This window comes from Amycolatopsis sp. NPDC051045 (genome assembly GCF_040682955.1).
Taxonomy (GTDB): Bacteria; Actinomycetota; Actinomycetes; order Mycobacteriales; family Pseudonocardiaceae; genus Amycolatopsis.
Window position 1 is genome coordinate 212,062 of record NZ_JBFBCC010000002.1, and the last position, 16,531, is coordinate 228,592.

Sequence of the window (16,531 nt, forward strand, 5' to 3'; positions counted from 1 at the left end):
CGATCCTGGCACGCCGGCCGTCCCGCACGAACTCCTTTTCCGGCCTCCTGAGCCTCAGGCGCGCAGGGCCGCCGCGACGCGGCCCGCGTCCTCGATGCCCCGCTCCGGTGGCTCCTCCGGCAGCGGCAGCAGCACCACCGAGCCGCTCCCCGCTTCGTGGAGGGCACGAACCGCCGCCACGCACTCGTCCAGGTCGCCGCAGATGGCCAGCCGGTCGATCCACTCCGGGCGCAGGCCGGCCGCCAGCTCGTCCACCGTGGCCGCCGAATCCATCAGGGCCAGCAGCTCCGCGGCGAAGGGCAGGCCCTCCACCTGCACCCGCGACCCCGGGTTCAGGGACTCCGCGACGGTCCGGCGCGCCCGCTCGCGGTCGCCGAGGGCCAGCCAGTTGTACGTCACCACCGCGTGGTGGGGCGGCGCGCCCGCCGACGAACGGCCCGGCGCGATGCCCGCCAACGCCGTCCGGACGAACTCCGGCGGGGACGGCTCGGCCAGGATCGTCCCGTCCGCCGCCGCGCCCGCCACCGCCAGGGACTTCGGGCGCCGGACGCCCGCCACCAGCGGGGGCGGCGACGACGGCGGGAACACCAGCTCGACCTCGTCCAGGTGGACGTGCCGGCCGTCCACCGAGACCCGCTCGCCCGCCAGCAGCCGCCGGATCGCCACCAGCGTCTCCTCCAGCGCCGCCAGCGGTGACGCCGGGTACGCCCCGATCTGCCGCATCCACGACGCGACACCGTGCCCGAACCCGGCGATCAGCCGATCCGGGTGCAGCTCGGCCAGCGCCGCGACCTCCATCGCCGCGACCGCCGGGTTGCGCGCCACCGCCGGCAGCACCCCGATGCCCACCTTGATCGTCGACGTCACCGCCAGCGCCGTCGCGGCCGTGGCGATGCCGGCCGCCCAGAAACAGTCCTCGACCAGCCAGACCTCGTCGAGACCCGCGTCTTCGGCCTGGCGCGCGAGGTCGCGCAGCTTGGCCGGCGGCTGCTCGCGGTTGATCCGGACACCGACGGACGCCAGAGGCTCGTACATGCGCAGTCTCCCTGTTCAGATCCGTGAGAACGCCGGCGCGTACTCGAACGCGCCCGACTGGGTGGGTTCGTACGCGGCCAGCGTCCGCGCCTGGAAGTACCGGCCCCACTGCGGGTCCGGGGAAGTGATCGCCAGGTCCGACGCCGTGACGAACCCGAACCGCGAGTAGTAGGCGGGCTCGCCGAGCAGGACGACCAGGCCGTAGCCCAGGGCGTCCGCCGCGCCGACCACGGCGTGCACCAGCGCCGAGCCGACGCCGCGGGCCTGGTGCCCGGGCAGCACGCCGAGCGGGCCGAGGCCGACCGCGGCCGTCGTGTCGTCGCCGAGGCGGGCCCGGCTGCAGCACACGTGCCCGACCACCTCGCCGTCGTGGACCGCCACCAGCGACAGCGCGTTGATCAGGTCGCCTTCGGCGCGCAGTTCGTCCACGAGCGGCCCTTCGATCGGCGTCAGGCCCTCTTCACGCCGGAACGCCGCACTGTGGACGGTGTGGATGGCCGCTTGGTCGGCGGCTGTCTCGCGGTGGATCAGCATGATCGTCACCTTGCCGTGAACCGGTGGTGCCCGGCAATCGATTTCGGGTGAACCGCCTGCTCCGGCCGCGCGAATGACCTAGTGTCCGTTTCGTGCAGCAAGGACCGCAGTATCCGTATCAGCAGCCGTACCAGCAGTACCCCGGTTACCCGCCGCCGAAGTCCGGGGGGAAGACCGTGCTGATCGTCGTGCTCGTGGTGGCCGGCGTGCTCGTGCTGGCCGGGGTGGGCGTCGGCGCGTTCTTCCTGTTGACGGCGGACCACAAGCGGTCCACGGCCGCGCCGGCCTCGACGTCGGCCGCGGGCGAGCCCGACAAGTCCACCTCGCTGCCGCGCTGCAGCGAGGTCGGCAGCCGGATGAACAACCTGCCGCCCCTGTCCGGCGACGCCCCGCCGGAACCGGCGAGCACCTCGGACGACAAGATCCAGCTTTCCCAGCTGAGCTGCTCGTGGACTAAGGCGGGCTCGTCGTCCGGCACGGTGTCGATGATGCTGGCGAAGTCGCTGCAGCCGGGCTCGGGAGCGGGACCGGGGTACGCGAAGGCGGGCTACGAGATCGAAGTGGACCGCGGGGCCAAGCCGATCACCGAGGCGATCGGGAAGGCGACGAAGGCGGCGGACGTCGGCTACGACCAGAGCGGCACCCTGCAGTGCGGCGTGCGGTTCTACCAGGGCAACGTCGACGTGACGGTGATCGTCACGGCGGCGGAACCGTCGGACCGGAACATCGAGCGGTGCCGCCGCAACGCGCACAGCCTCGCGAAGGCGGCTTCGGAGTCTCTCAGCTGAACACACGAAGAAGGCCTCCTCACCGGCGAACCGGGAGGAGGCCTTCGCCGTGGTCAAGCGATCAGTCGAACGCCTTCGAGATCAGCGCCTTCTGCTCGACCTCGTGCACCTTCGACGAACCGGCCGACGGGGCCGCCATCGGGCGGCGCGAGACGACCTGCAGGCCCGAGAGCACCTCCGGGAACTTCCGGGGCAGGTTCAGGCCGAAGAACGGCCACGCACCCTGGTTCTCCGGCTCCTCCTGGACCCACGCGACCTGCGTCGCGTTCGTGTACCGCTCCAGCGCCGCCAGCAGCTTCTTCTTCGGCAGCGGGTAGTACTGCTCGATCCGCACGATCGCGACGTCGTCGGCCTCGCGCTTCGTCCGCTCCGCCACGAGCTCCCAGTACAGCTTCCCGGAGGTCAGCAGCACCTTGCGGATCTTCGACGGGTCCGGCGTGGTGTCGTCGATGACGGACATGAACCGGCTCTCGCCGGTGAAGTCCTCGACGCCCGACGTCGCGGCCTTGTTGCGGAGCATCGACTTCGGCGTGAAGACGACCAGCGGGCGCTGGATGCCGTCGAGGGCGTGGCGGCGCAGCAGGTGGAAGTAGTTCGCCGGGGTGGACGGCACCGCCACCGTCATCGAGCCCTCTGCGCACAGCGAAAGGAACCGCTCGATGCGGCCGGAGGTGTGGTCCGGGCCCTGGCCTTCGTGGCCGTGCGGCAGCAGCAGCACGACGTCCGAGCGCTGGCCCCACTTGGCCTCGCCCGAGGAGATGTACTCGTCGATGACGGTCTGCGCGCCGTTGACGAAGTCACCGAACTGCGCTTCCCACATGACCAGCGACTCCGGGTTGGCCACCGAGTAGCCGTACTCGAAGCCGACGGCCGCGTACTCCGACAGCGCCGAGTCGTAGATCATCACGCGGCCCTGGCCGTCGGCCAGGTTCTGCAGCGGCGAGTACTCCTGGCCGGTCTTGCGGTCGATGAACACCGAGTGCCGCTGGGTGAACGTGCCGCGCCGCGAGTCCTGGCCGGACAGCCGGACGAGACGGCCCTCCATCGCCAGCGACCCGAACGCCAGCAGCTCGCCGAACGCCCAGTCGATGTCGCCCTCGCGGGACATCTTGTGGCGCCGCTCCATGACCGGCTTGACGCGCGGGTGCGGCGTGAAGCCCTCCGGGACCTCGACGAACGCGTCGCCGATGTGCTCGATGACCGCGCGGTCGACCGACGTCTTCACCTTGGCCGGGACCTGCTGCTCTTCCTCGACCGACGGGCTGGCCTTCGCCGGGTGCTTCTCCAGCTCGCGGACCTCGTTGAAGACGTGCTCCAGCTGGCTCGAGAAGTCGCGCAGTGCGGCCTCGGCCTCTTCGACGGAGATGTCACCGCGGCCGATCAGCGACTCGGTGTAGGTCTTCCGCACCGAACGCTTCGTGTCGATGATGTCGTACATCGCCGGCTGCGTCATCGAGGGGTCGTCGCCCTCGTTGTGGCCGCGGCGGCGGTAGCAGATCAGGTCGATGACGACGTCCTTGTGGAACGCCTGCCGGTACTCGACGGCCAGCTTGGCCACCCAGTGCGCGGCCTCCGGGTCGTCACCGTTCACGTGGAAGATCGGCGAGCCGATCATCTTCGCGACGTCGGTGGCGTACTGGCTGGAGCGCGAGTGCTCCGGCGCGGTCGTGAAGCCGACCTGGTTGTTGACGATGACGTGCACGGTGCCGCCGGTGCGGTACCCGCGCAGCAGCGACAGGTTCAGCGTCTCGGCGACGACGCCCTGGCCCGCGAAGGCCGCGTCGCCGTGCATCAGGACCGGCAGCACGGTGTAGCCCTCGCCGCCCTTGTCCAGGAGGTCCTGCTTCGCACGGACGATGCCCTCGAGGACCGGGTCCACGGTCTCCAGGTGCGACGGGTTCGCCGTCAGCGACACCTTCGTCTCGCCGTCGCCGAACATGCGGAAGTACTTGCCCTCGGCGCCGAGGTGGTACTTCACGTCACCGGAGCCGTGCGCCTGGCCGGGGTCGAGGTTGCCCTCGAACTCCTGGAAGATCTGGCTGATCGGCTTGCCGACGATGTTGGCCAGCACGTTCAGGCGGCCGCGGTGGGGCATGCCGATGACGACCTCGTCGAGTTCGTGCTCGGCGGCCTTGTCCAGCAGCGTGTCGAGCAGCGGGATCGCCGTCTCACCGCCTTCGAGCGAGAAGCGCTTCTGGCCGACGTACTTGGTCTGCAGGAACGTCTCGAACGCCTCGGCGGCGTTCAGCTTCGAGAGCACGTACTTCTGGACCGCGGGGTCCGGCTTCTCGTGCGGGACCTCGACGCGCTCCTGGATCCAGCGGCGCTCCTCGGGGTCGAGGATGTGGGTGTACTCGATGCCGACCGTGCGGCAGTACGAGTTGCGCAGCACGCCCAGGATGTCGCGCAGCTTCATCCGCTCCTGGCCGGCGAAACCGCCGACCGGGAACTCGCGGTCGAGGTCCCAGAGGGTCAGGCCGTGGGACAGGACGTCCAGGTCGGCGTGGCTGCGCTGGCGGTAGTTCAGCGGGTCGGTGTCGGCCATCAGGTGGCCGCGCATCCGGAACGCGTCGATCAGCTCGATCACGCGGGCGGTCTTGTCGACCGGGCCGTCCGGGATGTCGGCGACCCAGCGGATCGGCTCGTACGGCAGGCGCAGGCTGGTGAAGACGTCGTCGTAGAAGCCGTCCTCGCCGAGCAGCAGCTGGTGGATGCGCTTGAGGAACTCGCCCGACTCCGCGCCCTGGATGATGCGGTGGTCGTAGGTCGAGGTCAGCGTCATGATCTTGCTGATGCCGAGGTCGACCAGCGTCTTTTCGCTGGTGCCCTCGAAGGCCGCCGGGTACTGCATGGCGCCGACGCCGATGATGGCGCCCTGGCCGGCCTGCAGGCGCGGCACCGAGTGGTTGGTGCCGATGCCACCCGGGTTGGTCAGCGAGATCGTGGTGCCGGAGAAGTCGTCCGCGGTGAGCTTGTTGTTGCGGGCCTTCTTGACGATGTCCTCGTAGGCCTGCCAGAACTGCAGGAACGACATGTCCTCGCAGCCCTTGACCGAGGCCACGACGAGCGTGCGGGAGTTGTCCTTGCCCTTCATGTCGATCGCGAGCCCGAAGTTGACGTGCTCCGGCGTGATCGCGAACGGCTTCCCGTCGATCACCTGGTAGTGCCGGTTCATGTTCGGGTAGTTCTTCAGCGCCCGCACCATGGCGTAGCCGATGAGGTGCGTGAAGGAGATCTTGCCACCACGGGTGCGCTTCAGGTGGTTGTTGATGACGATGCGGTTGTCGGCCATCAGCTTCGCCGGGACCGCGCGCACGCTGGTCGCGGTGGGGACGCTCAGCGAGGCGTCCATGTTCTTGGCGATGGCCGCCGCGGCACCGCGCAGCTGCTTCGACTCTGGCTCTTCCTTCGCCTGCGGCTTGGCGTCGGCCTTCGGCTCGGCCTTCGCGGCCGGCTTCGGCGCCGCCTGCTTCGGGGCTGCCTGCTTCGGCGCCGCCTTCGCGGGGGCCGGCTTCTCGGCCGACGCCGTCGAGGACTGCTTGGCCGCCGACTCCGCGTTCTGCACCGCCTTGGCCGACGGCTGCGCGGCCTGGCCGTTGGTGGTGGACTTGACGTCGGCCTGCTGCTGCCGGGCGTTGTCCGCCTTGGCCTGCGCGCTCTGCGTCGGCTTGAAGTCCGCGAAGAAGTCGTGCCATGCGGCATCGACTGAGGAAGGGTCGGCGAGGAACTGGTCGTACATCTCTTCGACCAGCCACTCGTTGGGGCCGAATTGTGACGCAGGGCTGCTGCTGGACACGGCTGGGGCTCGCCTCTATCCGTCTCGATCTCGATCTTGAATCCGCTGATGCGCCTACCAGGCTAACCCCCTCGGTGACCGCGATGTGATGGAACCGGCCTGTGTGAGGCGAGGCGCACTAGGGTATCGGTCACTGACTCGATCAAGATGTGCTAAGGGAACCTTAAGCGCTGGACCCGGTACAGAGTTCCCGGCCTCTTCCGGCTCGCCCCTCGCGCTGCCCTACGGCGTCGCTCCGATGACCTTGGCGAGGTCCGCGCCGAGCGGGTACGGCGGCTCGTGGGGGACCAGCTTCACGGCCTTGTGCAGCTGGTCCGTCGCGAGCAGCCCGGCGATGTCCCGCACGACCGGCGTGACGTCGGTGATCGCGGTGATCCACTCGTCGACGTAGTGGCCGGCGGCTTCGCTGCTCAGCCCGATGCGGATCGCGGCGAAGTTCAGCGGCGTGTGGTCGAGGTCTCGCTCCGCCTCCCACTCGATCCGCGCCGGGCCGCCGGTCGAAGGGGAGAGGGCCTGCTCGAAGCCGTCACGGGTGAGGTCGATCGCCAGGACGCGCTCCTGGCCGAGCTTGCTCCCGTTGCCGCTCTCGTAGGCCGCCAGGCGGAACGACGGCACGATCCACGTCGCCCCGTCCCGCTCGAACGGCGGCTTGAACCTCTCCTTCGCGGCGTCGGCGACCGAGGGCGAGCAGGTCTGGTAAACCCGGACGGTCGTCTCGGTCTGTGCCGCACGGACCTGCCGGTCGGGGACCCGCTTCTCTTCGAACATGCCCGCCATGTTCCCAGCGCCCCGGCCACCGGGCCACGAACTTTCGTGCTCAAGAGAAGCCATCCCACGTGATGGGGCCCGGAACTCGCGTGATGGGGAACGTAACTCGCGTGATGGGGGCCGGAACTCGCGAGTTCCGGCTTGGATCACGCGAGTTACGGCTGGGATCACGCGGGTTACGGGGTCAGCCGAGGGACCAGAGGCGGGCGTAGTGGCCGTCGGCGGCCAGGAGCTCTTCGTGGGTTCCGGTTTCCACGATGCGACCGTGGTCCAGGACCACGATGCGGTCCGCGCGGGCCGCCGTCGCGAGGCGGTGGGCGACCACGAACGTCGTGCGGCGGCGGGCCACGTGGTCCGTCGCGCGGAGCACCGCCGCCTCCGTCGACGGGTCCAGGGCCGCCGTCGCCTCGTCGAGCAGCAGGACGTCCGGGTCGACCAGCTCCGCCCGGGCCAGTGCCACCAGCTGACGCTGGCCCGCCGACAGCGACCGGCCGCGTTCGCCCACCGGCTGCAGGAAGCCCGACGGCAGGGCCGCGACGCCGTCGAGCGCGCCCACCGCCCGGACCGCGGCCTCCACCTCCGCGTCCGTTGCCGCCGGGCGCCCGTAGCGGACGTTGTCGGCCACCGTGCCCGAGAACAGGTGCGCCTCCTGCGGCACCACGCCCATCCGGCGCCGCATCCCGGCCAGGTCGTACTCCCGGACGTCCGTGCCGTCGATCCGGACCTCCCCGCCGGTGACGTCGTAGTAGCGCGCGACCAGCTTCACCGCCGTCGACTTCCCGGCACCGGTCGCGCCGACCAGCGCGACCGTCTCGCCCGCCGCGACGTCCAGCGAGAACTGCTCCAGCGCCTTGCTCTCGCTGCCGGTGTAGGCGAAGTCGACTTCCTTGAACGACACCTCGCCGCGCAGCCGTGGCGGCACCGCCACCGGGTGCTCGGCCGCCGGCACCGACGTCGGTGTCCGCAGCAGGTCGCCGATCCGGTTCAGGCCGACGCTCGCCTGCTGGTAGCCGTCGAACACCGCCGACAGCTGCTGGATCGGCGAGAAGAACTGCTGCAGGTAGAGCAGGAACGCGAGCAGCACGCCGGCCGACAGCGTGCCCGCCGAGACGCGGGTCGCGCCCGCCACCAGCACCGCCGTCGTCGCCAGGTCGGACAGCAGGGCCACCAGCGGGAAGTACGTCGCGACGTACCGCTGGGCCCGCAGCCGCGAGCGCCGGTATTCGTCGCTGCGGGAGGCGAACGCCTCCGCGGTGCGGTCTTCGCGCGTGTACGCCTGCGCGACGCGCAGCCCGCTGACGTTCTCCTGCATGTCCGCGTTCACGACGCTGACCCGCTCGCGGGCCTCGTTGTACGCCTTCGACGCCGACCGGCGGAAGATCACCGTGGCCACCGCCAGCACCGGCACCATCGCCAGCGCGTACAGCGCCAGCCCGGCGTCGGTGACCAGCAGCGCGGCCGTGATCCCGGCCAGCGTCAGCGTGCTCACCACCGCGGTGGCGAGCCCGGTCTGCAGGAACGTCGAGAGCGCGTCGACGTCCGTCGTCATCCGGGTCATGATCTTCCCGGACAGTTCCCGCTCGTAGTAGTCGAGCCCGAGCCGCTGCAGGTGCGCGTAGCTGCGGACGCGCAGCGCGTACAGCACCGACTCGCCCACCCGCGACGTCAGCCGCGTCTGCGCGAACACCACCAGCCAGTCGGCGGCGATCACCACGGCGCCGATCCCGGCGGCGAGCCAGATCATGCTCTCCACGCCCGTGCGGACGCCGTGGTCGACGCCGAACTGGTACAGCCCCGGCAGCGCGATCGACGCCAGCGCGTCCGCCGCCACCAGCCCGATCACCATGGCCAGCGGCCAGCGGACCGGCCGGAGCAGCCCGGCCAGCCGGAACCTCGGGTCGGGGGCGGTGACGTCCACGCCCGGCAGCCGCGGCTCGTCGACCGCGGGCGGGAGCTTCCGCACGCCCTCGATCAGCTCCGGCGTCGGCGGCACGTCCAGGCCGCCACCCCCGCCGACGAACCCGCTGCTGTTCGGATCCCCACGGCGCAGGCGAGCGGCTTCGGCCAGGGCGTCGACCTCGTCGCGGCTGTCGTCACGCGGCCACAGCGCCGGCGTGACCCCGCCCGGGCCGCGGTCGAGGCCCTCGCAGCGGTGCTTCTCTTCGACGTCGTCGCCCGGGCCCGCCACCAGCTCGCGGAACAGCGGGCAGCGCGCCATCAGCTCGGCTTCGGTGCCGACGTCGACGACGCGGCCTTCGTCCAGCACCGCGATCCGGTCGGCCAGGGCCAGGGTGGACCGCCGGTGCGCGATCAGCAGGGTGGTCCGGCTCGCCGTGACCGACCGCAGGGTGTCGTGGATCGCCGCCTCGGTGACGGTGTCGATGGCCGACGTCGCGTCGTCGAGGACGAGGATCCGCGGGTCGGTGATCAGCGCCCTGGCCAGCCCGAGCCGTTGCCGCTGCCCGCCCGAGAGCGTGAGGCCGCGCTCGCCGACCAGCGTGTCGTAGCCCTCCGGCAGGGCGCGGATGAAGCCGTCCGCCTCCGCGGCCCTGGCCGCCGCGACGATCTCCTCCTCGCTCGCGTCCGGGCGGCCGTAGGCGATGTTGTCCCGGATCGACGAGGAGAACAGGAACGCCTCCTCGAACACCACGCCGATCGCCTGCCGCAGCTGCCGCAGCGGCACGTCCCGGACGTCGAGGCCGCCGACCTGCACCGCGCCCTCGTGCACGTCGTAGAACCGGGGCAGCAGCAGCGAGATCGTCGACTTCCCGGAGCCCGCGGTGCCGACCAGGGCCAGGGTTTCGCCCGGGTTCGCCGTGACCGAAAGGCCGTCCAGCACCGGTTCGCTGCGGGTGTAGCCGAACCGGACGCCGTCGAGCTGCACGCCGAGCGGCCCGTCCGGCAGCGGCCGCGCGTCCGGCGCGTCGACGACCTCCGACTGCGCGTCGATCAGCTCGTACACCCGCTCCGCGCCGGCGCGGGTCAGCTGGGCCTGCACGACCAGGCCGGAGAGCATGCGGGCCGGACCGATCAGCGTCGCGAGGTAGGTCGCGAAGGCCAGGAACGTGCCGAGGGTGATGGAGTCGTTCAGCGCGAGGACGCCACCGACGCCGAGCACGGCGACCTGGCCGGCGGCGGGCAGGGCGGCGGTGGTCGCCGTCGGGATCGCCGAGAGCTTCGCCGCGCGAAGCCGCTCCCCGAACAACTTGCGCGCGGTCGCTTCCAGCTTCGAGACTTCCCGCGTTTCCTGGCCGAAGCCCTTGACCACCCGGACGCCGGTGACGGTCTCCTCGACCTGCTGCGCGACGTCCGCCGCGCGCTGCTGCGCCGACCACGTCGCCGGGAAGAGGCGCTTGCGGCTGCGCGTCACGACGATGCCGACCGCGGGCGTGACGACCAGCGCGATCAACGTCAGCACCGGCGACAGCCACAGCATCGCGACGAACGACAGCAGCGCGAAGACCACCGACCCGAACGACAGCGGGACCTGCATCAGGATCCCGGTCACCAGCTGCAGGTCGGAGATCGCGCGCGAGGCGACCTGGCCGGTGCGCAGGGCGTCCTGCTTGCCGCCGTCCAGCCGCGAAACCGCGTTGAAGACCCGCTGGCGCAGGTCGTGCTGGACGTCGAGGGCGAGCTTCCCGCCGAGGTAGCGGCGCGCGAACGCGGTGCCGAAGGCGACCAGCTGCAGCGCGACCAGGAAGACGGCGATCCCGGGCAGCCCGCCGGTCTGCCCGGCCACCGCGTCGTCCACCGCCGTGCGCACCAGCAGCGGACTCGCGGCCTGCACGCCGACGCCCAACGCGGCGGCGAGCAGCGACAGCACGACGAGCACGCGGTGCTCCCACGCCGCCGCGGACAGCCGGCGGATCCAGCCGGCGGTCTCGGTGGGTGGGAGCTCTTGACGGGAGCGGGGCGGAGCGACAGTCACGTTGTCACACTAAGCGCCACCACCGACAAAATATTTCCGCCGATCCGGATCGGCGTCGCTCCGGGAAGTTACGTGATGTCGCGCTTCTGGTTGCCCGCCCAGCCGAGGCCGAAGAAGATCATCGTCCACGCGAAGAAGATCAGCGCCGAAGCCCACCACGAGAGCACGCCGGGCGCGCTCGCCGTCAGCTGCAGCAGCAGCTGCGACCCGGAGTCCACGCTGCTCGGCAGGTCGAGCGAGTTGAACCCGAAGGCGTCCGCCGCGATGCCGCCCACGATCCCGTTCGCGGTGCCGTTCGGCAGGATCCCGCCCAGGATGCGGACGTCGCCCCAGGCCCAGAACGCGATCACCAGGACGTTCTCCAGGATCAGGAACCACACCACCAGCAGCACGACGGCCAGCGGCACGCTGCGCAGCACCGCGCCGAACCCGATGCCGAACAACGTCACCAGCACCGCGGCCAGCACCGTTCCGCCGAGCGCGGCCAGCCACTGGCCCGCGGACGGCCAGCGGCCCGAGTCGACCGACGCCATCACCGCGACCGCCGAGACGCCGAAACTGACGACGCCGTAGATGGCGCCCCAGGTGGCGTACGTGAGCATCTTCGCGGTCAGCGCCGAAATCCGGTTCGGCGCGGTGAGGAACGTCGTCGTGATCGTCTTGCTGCGGTACTCGCCGGCCAGCGCGAAGACGCCGAACAGCGCCGGGACGAGCTGCGCGATGTTCACGCCGTGCGCCAGCGCCAGCAGCCCCACCGGGATCTTGTTCGGGTCGAGGCCGACCATTTCGCTGACCTGACGGGCGTCCTTCGACCCGAGGAAGTCCGCGAAGTCGTTCGTGAGGCTGCCCCACGCGAAGGTCAGCCAGAACGCCACCAGCGCCAGCGGGATCAGCAGCACCCACCACGTGTTCAGCGAGAGCGTCTTGCGGAACTCCGCCTTGATCAGGTTGCCCATCACCGCTGCGGTCCTCCCCAGTGCTGCTGCTGCTGCGGACCCGACGGCGGGCCCTGCTGGTACTGCTGCTGCGGATAACCGGGCGGCGGGCCCTGGTACTGCGGCTGCGGCGGATAACCCGGCGGCGGGTAGCCCGGCGCGCCGGTGTACTGACCCTGCGTCAGCTGGAAGAACATCCGCTCCAGATCGGCGTGCTCCTCCTGCATCCCGTAGACCGCGATCCCGGCCTTCGCGGCCAGATCGCCGATCTGCTGGACACTCGACCCGGCGACCGCGACCCGGCCGTCCGGCGTCGGCGACACCTGCTGGATGCCGTTCTCCTGCAACGCCTTGACGAGCGCCGACGGATCCGCCGGCTGCACCAGCACCCGCGACTGCTGGCCCTTGCGCAACTGCTCCAGCGGGCCGTAGTACCGCGTGACACCCTGGCTGATGATCACGACCTGGTCGATCAGCTGCTCCACCTCGTTCAGCAGGTGGCTCGACACCAGCACCGTCCGCCGCTGCTCCCGCGCGTACGAGCGCAGGAAGTTGCGCAGCCACAGGATGCCTTCGGGATCGAGGCCGTTCGTCGGCTCGTCGAGCACCAGCACCTGCGGGTCACCCAGCAGCGCCGTCGCCAGCGCCAGGCGCTGCCGCATGCCCAGCGAGAACCCGCCCGCCTTCCGGTCCGCGGCGCTGCCCAGGCCCACCAGGCCGAGCACCTCGTCCGCGCGCTGGTCCGGCACACCGACGGCTGCCGCGTACACCCGGAGGTGGTTGCGCGCCGTCCGGCCCGGGTGGAACCCCTCGTTCTCCAGGACCGAGCCCACCACCCGCGCCGGGTTCCCCAGCTGCGAGTGCGGCCGCCCGTTGATCGTCGCCGACCCCGACGTGGGCGTCACCAACCCGAGCAACATGCGCAACGTCGTCGTCTTGCCGGCGCCGTTCGGGCCGAGGAACCCCGTCACCGAACCCGGTTCGACCGTGAAGCTGAGGTTCTGCACGGCGTTCACCGCGCCGAACTGCTTGCTCAGGTTCTGCACCACAATCCGGCCACTGCCGTCGTGCATACCGTCCCCTAACGTTCCCCGCTGATGCGGCGTCATCCTGCCCTACCGGCCGCGCTCGCGCGCACGGAACGCCGGAGAGCGACCTTCGTCACTTTCCGCTACCGGCCGGCGCCGGTCCCGGGGCCCTGACCAGAGGGTTCTTGATCGACCGCCAGATCAACTTGGTAAAGAATTCGTGCGACTTGCCGACCCGGTGCAGCGAAGTCCGCCGGAGCCCTCTAAGCTAGGAATCGGCGGCCCGCTCCCAGTGACCCCCAGGCTGGTTGAGCGGGTCGCCCTTCGTCTTCGCTTCGCTCTGACTTCGTCGTATTGCCCGGGGGGCCGAGCCCCCCGGACCCCCCACGGTGCCTTGTGTGCGGCTTCCAGCGTGGTCCCGGGGGCCGAGCGAGCCGAGCCGAGCCGAGCCTCGGGATCTTGGATCCTCCCTGCGGTGGGTTTTGGCTTCTGTGGCTGGGGTCGGCTTGTGGCACCGTTGCGCGATGCGGATCTTGGTCGTTGAGGATGAACGGCGGCTTGCTGAGGCCCTGCGGGCTGGGTTGTCGGCTGAGGGGTATGCCGTTGATGTTGCTCACAACGGGCGGGATGCTCTTTGGCTTGCCGGGGAGCATCCCTACTCCGCCATTGTTCTGGACATCATGCTTCCTGGGCTCAACGGCTATCGCGTCTGCCGGCGGCTGCGGGAACAGGGGGACAGCACTCCCATCCTGATGCTCACCGCCAAGGACGGGGAGGACGACGAGATCGAGGCTCTTGATACCGGGGCCGATGATTTCCTGCCCAAGCCCTTCTCCTACGGCGTGCTGCTTTCGCGGCTTCGCGCGCTCATCCGGCGTGGGGGCGCTACCCGGGCCGGTGTTCTCAAGCTGGGGGAACTCGAGCTCGACCAGGCTCTTCGGACCTGCCGGCGTGGGAGCGCCGATATCGTGCTCACCGGCAAGGAATTCGCCCTTCTCGCCTATTTCATGCAACGGCCGGGCCAGCTCGTCACCAAGGCCGAACTGGTTGACAACCTGTGGGACTTCGCCGCCGGTGCGACCGCCAATCTGGTCGAGGTGCACGTCAGCGCGCTGCGGCGCAAGATCGATGTTCCGTTCGGGGCCGAGACCATCCGGACGGTGCGTGGCGCCGGCTACCACGTGGTGACTGCGGATGCCTAGCTTCTGGCGCTCCACCCGGTTCCGCGTCGCGGTGACGGCCTTCGCCGCGTCCGCCGTGGCGCTCGGGGCGGTGTCGGTCTGGTTCGTCCTCCAGGCGCAGAGCCGCCTCGAGAACGCCGCCACCCAGCTCGCCGACGCCGACGCCGACGCCGTCGTCCAGCTGCTGAACACCGGCGCCCGGCCCGCCGACCTGACCCTGCTCGTCCGCGATTCGATCTTCGAGGTCACCGACCGCTCCGGCCGCCGGCTCGTGTCCTGCCCGGTGCTGCGCGACGCGACCCTGGCCGCCTACGACGCCGAGGTGACCTTGCGGCCGTACGAGTTCGACCGGACCGACCTGGCCTCCGTCGGCTGCGCGCCCAAGCTGCGCGGCCTCGACGACGACCTCACCGTGCACGTCGTCCACGACACCAGCGGGCACAGCAGGTACGACGTCTTCGCCGGCGCGCAGATCGACCCCGAAGGCCAAGCGGCCGTCGATTCCGCCCGGGTGGTGCTCACCTTCGGCGTGCCCGCGGTCGCGCTGCTCATCGGCGTCATCGCGTGGCTCGCCGTCCGCCGGTCGCTGCGCCCGGTCGAGGCCATCCGCGGCGAGGTCGCCGAGATCGGTGCGCACGACCTCGGCCGCCGCGTCCCGGACCCGCGCACCGGCGACGAAATCGCCCGGCTCGCCGGAACCATGAACACCATGCTCGCCCGGCTCGACGAAGCCGTCACCCGGCAGAGCCGGTTCACCTCCGACGCGTCGCACGAGCTGCGCACCCCGCTCGCGTCGCTGCGGACCCAGCTCGAAGTGCTCCTGGCCCACCCCGACCGGCTCGACTGGCGGCAGTCCTGCGAGAACGCGCTGCTCGACGTCACCCGGCTGCAGGACCTCGTCGCCGACCTGGTGCTGCTCGGCAAGCTCGACCACGCCGGCCCGGGCCGGCCGGCACCCGTCGCACTGTCCGAAGTGGTCGGTGCGGTCACGGCCGGCCGGAGCGGGATCGACGTCGAGATCACCGGGACGCCCGTGGTGGGCGGCCACCGGTCGCGGCTGGAACGGCTGGTCCGCAACCTCGTCGACAACGCGCAGCGGCACGCCGTCTCCCACGTCACCGTCACCGTGTCCTCGGAGGCCGGGCAGGCCGTGCTGACCGTCGACGACGACGGGCCGGGCATCCCCGAAGCGGATCGCGAGCGCGTCTTCGACCGCTTCGTCCGCCTCGACGACGCCCGCGACCGCGACGAGGGCGGTTCGGGCCTCGGCCTGGCGATCGTCGCCGACATCGCCCGCGCCCACGGCGGTACGGCCGCGGTCGAGGACGGGAGCCGGTTCGTCGTCCGGCTGCCGGAGCTGAAGACGTCTTAAGCCCGCTTCAGGCGGGGTTCAGCGGCCAAGATCGACGCTGCGGCCATGATCCTCTCTTGGCAACCCCTCGACCACGCCGAATACCGGGCGTCGTCGTGGTTCCCGGGCCTCACCGGCCTGCGCGCGCTCGCCGCGCTGGCCGTCGTGTTCTTCCACTACGGCGGCCCGGCCGTCGACCGGCTGCAGGGCTGGATCGCCGTCCAGTTGTTCTTCGTGCTGTCCGGCTTCCTGATCACGACGCTGGCGCTGCGCGAAGAGGACCGCACGGGCCTCGTTTCCCTACGCGGCTTCTACGTCCGCCGCGTGTTCCGGATCATGCCGGTGTACTTCCTGCTGCTCGGCCTGACGGCGCTGGCCGTCACGCTCGCCGGGACGTACCGGAGCAGCAGGCTCGCCGACGCGATGCCGTTCTACCTGGTCTTCGGCAACGAGCTCGTCGACTACAACACGCCCTACCCGACCTCGTGGTCGCTGGGCGTCGAGGAGAAGTTCTACCTCGTCTGGCCCGCGCTGCTCGTGCTGACGTCGTTCGCGAAGACGGGAAAGACGGCGCTGCGCCTGCTGATCGGCGGGAGCGTGGTGGCTGCCGTCCTCTTCGGAGCGTTGCCGCTCGCGCCTTCGCACCAGGGGGCGAGCCTCAGCGTGCACTACTGCTCGCTGGTCATCGGCTGCCTGCTCGCGCTGGCGCTGCACCACCCGCGCGGGTTCGCCGTGTTCCGGCCGCTGACCAGCCCGGCCGCGGCGGTGCTCGGCGCGGCCGGGTTCTGCGTGCTGCAGCTGTCGGTCAAGCCGCTCGGACAGCAGCTCGGCGGGCACTGGCAGTTCGTCGTCCCGATCTACGCGGCGGGCTCGGCGCTGCTGCTCGTGGCGGTGGTCTCGGCGGGCCCGGTCCGGAGGCTGCTCTCGAGCCGTCCCCTGACCTACCTCGGCGACCGGTCGTACGCGCTCTACCTCTGCCAGACCGGCGCCGCGGGCGTGACCGGCCTAGTGTTCCCGACGGGGCTGGGCAAGGCCGTCGCGACGTGCGCCGTCGCGCTGCTCTTCGCGTGCGGGCTGCGGCGGTGGGTCGAACTGCCCGCGATCGCCTTCGGGCGGCGTCTCCTGGACAAAGGGGAGCGGGCTCCTGCCGCGGTGCGACAGGAACCCGCTCGGGTGAAATGAGG

At 70.8% G+C, this 16,531-nt stretch carries 11 protein-coding genes; 4 read left to right on the forward strand and 7 right to left on the reverse strand.

The genetic code is table 11. From position 1 onward, the window contains the following. Positions 1–54: 54 nt before the first annotated feature. Positions 55–1,035, reverse strand: a complete 981-nt coding sequence (locus tag AB0M80_RS05110; protein ID WP_364559081.1) for an LLM class flavin-dependent oxidoreductase — start codon at positions 1,033–1,035, stop codon at positions 55–57. Positions 1,036–1,050: 15 nt separating this feature from the next. Next, positions 1,051–1,569 carry an N-acetyltransferase gene (locus tag AB0M80_RS05115; RefSeq protein ID WP_364559083.1) on the reverse strand — a complete coding sequence of 173 codons (519 nt, stop codon included), beginning with the start codon at positions 1,567–1,569 and terminating at the stop codon, positions 1,051–1,053. A gap of 92 nt (positions 1,570–1,661) precedes the next feature. Here AB0M80_RS05115 and AB0M80_RS05120 point away from each other — a divergent pair, with 92 nt between their 5' ends. Further along, positions 1,662–2,357: a hypothetical protein gene (locus AB0M80_RS05120; RefSeq protein ID WP_364559086.1), complete on the forward strand. Its 696-nt coding sequence runs from the start codon at positions 1,662–1,664 to the stop codon at positions 2,355–2,357. Between the two features lie 61 nt (positions 2,358–2,418). On the opposite strand, the gene AB0M80_RS05125 is transcribed toward AB0M80_RS05120, so the two are convergent. The 5 genes from AB0M80_RS05125 to AB0M80_RS05145 all read right to left on the reverse strand — a co-directional run bounded on the left by AB0M80_RS05125 (position 2,419) and on the right by AB0M80_RS05145 (position 12,860). Next, entirely contained in the window at positions 2,419–6,153 is a 3,735-nt protein-coding gene (locus AB0M80_RS05125; RefSeq protein WP_364559089.1) for a multifunctional oxoglutarate decarboxylase/oxoglutarate dehydrogenase thiamine pyrophosphate-binding subunit/dihydrolipoyllysine-residue succinyltransferase subunit, read from the reverse strand. Positions 6,154–6,375: 222 nt separating this feature from the next. Next, positions 6,376–6,921: a DUF4291 family protein gene (locus AB0M80_RS05130; RefSeq protein ID WP_364559091.1), complete on the reverse strand. Its 546-nt coding sequence runs from the start codon at positions 6,919–6,921 to the stop codon at positions 6,376–6,378. A 184-nt stretch (positions 6,922–7,105) separates the two neighbouring features. Then, entirely contained in the window at positions 7,106–10,852 is a 3,747-nt protein-coding gene (locus AB0M80_RS05135; protein ID WP_364559094.1) for an ABC transporter ATP-binding protein, read from the reverse strand. Between the two features lie 68 nt (positions 10,853–10,920). Beyond that, positions 10,921–11,808, reverse strand: coding sequence for an ABC transporter permease subunit (locus AB0M80_RS05140; RefSeq protein ID WP_364559097.1), 888 nt, complete (start codon positions 11,806–11,808; stop codon positions 10,921–10,923). Beyond that, the gene (locus AB0M80_RS05145) at positions 11,808–12,860 is read right to left on the reverse strand and encodes an ABC transporter ATP-binding protein (protein ID WP_364559100.1); all 1,053 of its coding nucleotides are present in this window, start codon (positions 12,858–12,860) and stop codon (positions 11,808–11,810) included. Before AB0M80_RS05145 ends, AB0M80_RS05140 begins: the two co-directional genes overlap by 1 nt. A 479-nt stretch (positions 12,861–13,339) precedes the next feature. On the opposite strand from AB0M80_RS05145, the gene AB0M80_RS05150 reads away from it, so the two are divergent. Genes AB0M80_RS05150 through AB0M80_RS05160 form a run of 3 tightly spaced genes read left to right on the forward strand, consistent with a single transcriptional unit; the run spans position 13,340 to position 16,529 of the window. Continuing rightward, positions 13,340–14,017 carry a response regulator transcription factor gene (locus tag AB0M80_RS05150; RefSeq protein WP_364559103.1) on the forward strand — a complete coding sequence of 226 codons (678 nt, stop codon included), beginning with the start codon at positions 13,340–13,342 and terminating at the stop codon, positions 14,015–14,017. Then, positions 14,010–15,368 carry an ATP-binding protein gene (locus AB0M80_RS05155; protein ID WP_364559105.1) on the forward strand — a complete coding sequence of 453 codons (1,359 nt, stop codon included), beginning with the start codon at positions 14,010–14,012 and terminating at the stop codon, positions 15,366–15,368. The genes AB0M80_RS05150 and AB0M80_RS05155 overlap by 8 nt, the downstream gene beginning before the upstream one ends. Positions 15,369–15,413: 45 nt before the next feature. Further along, a complete protein-coding gene (locus AB0M80_RS05160; protein ID WP_364559108.1) occupies positions 15,414–16,529 on the forward strand; it encodes an acyltransferase in 1,116 nt (371 codons plus the stop codon). Positions 16,530–16,531 lie beyond the last annotated feature (2 nt).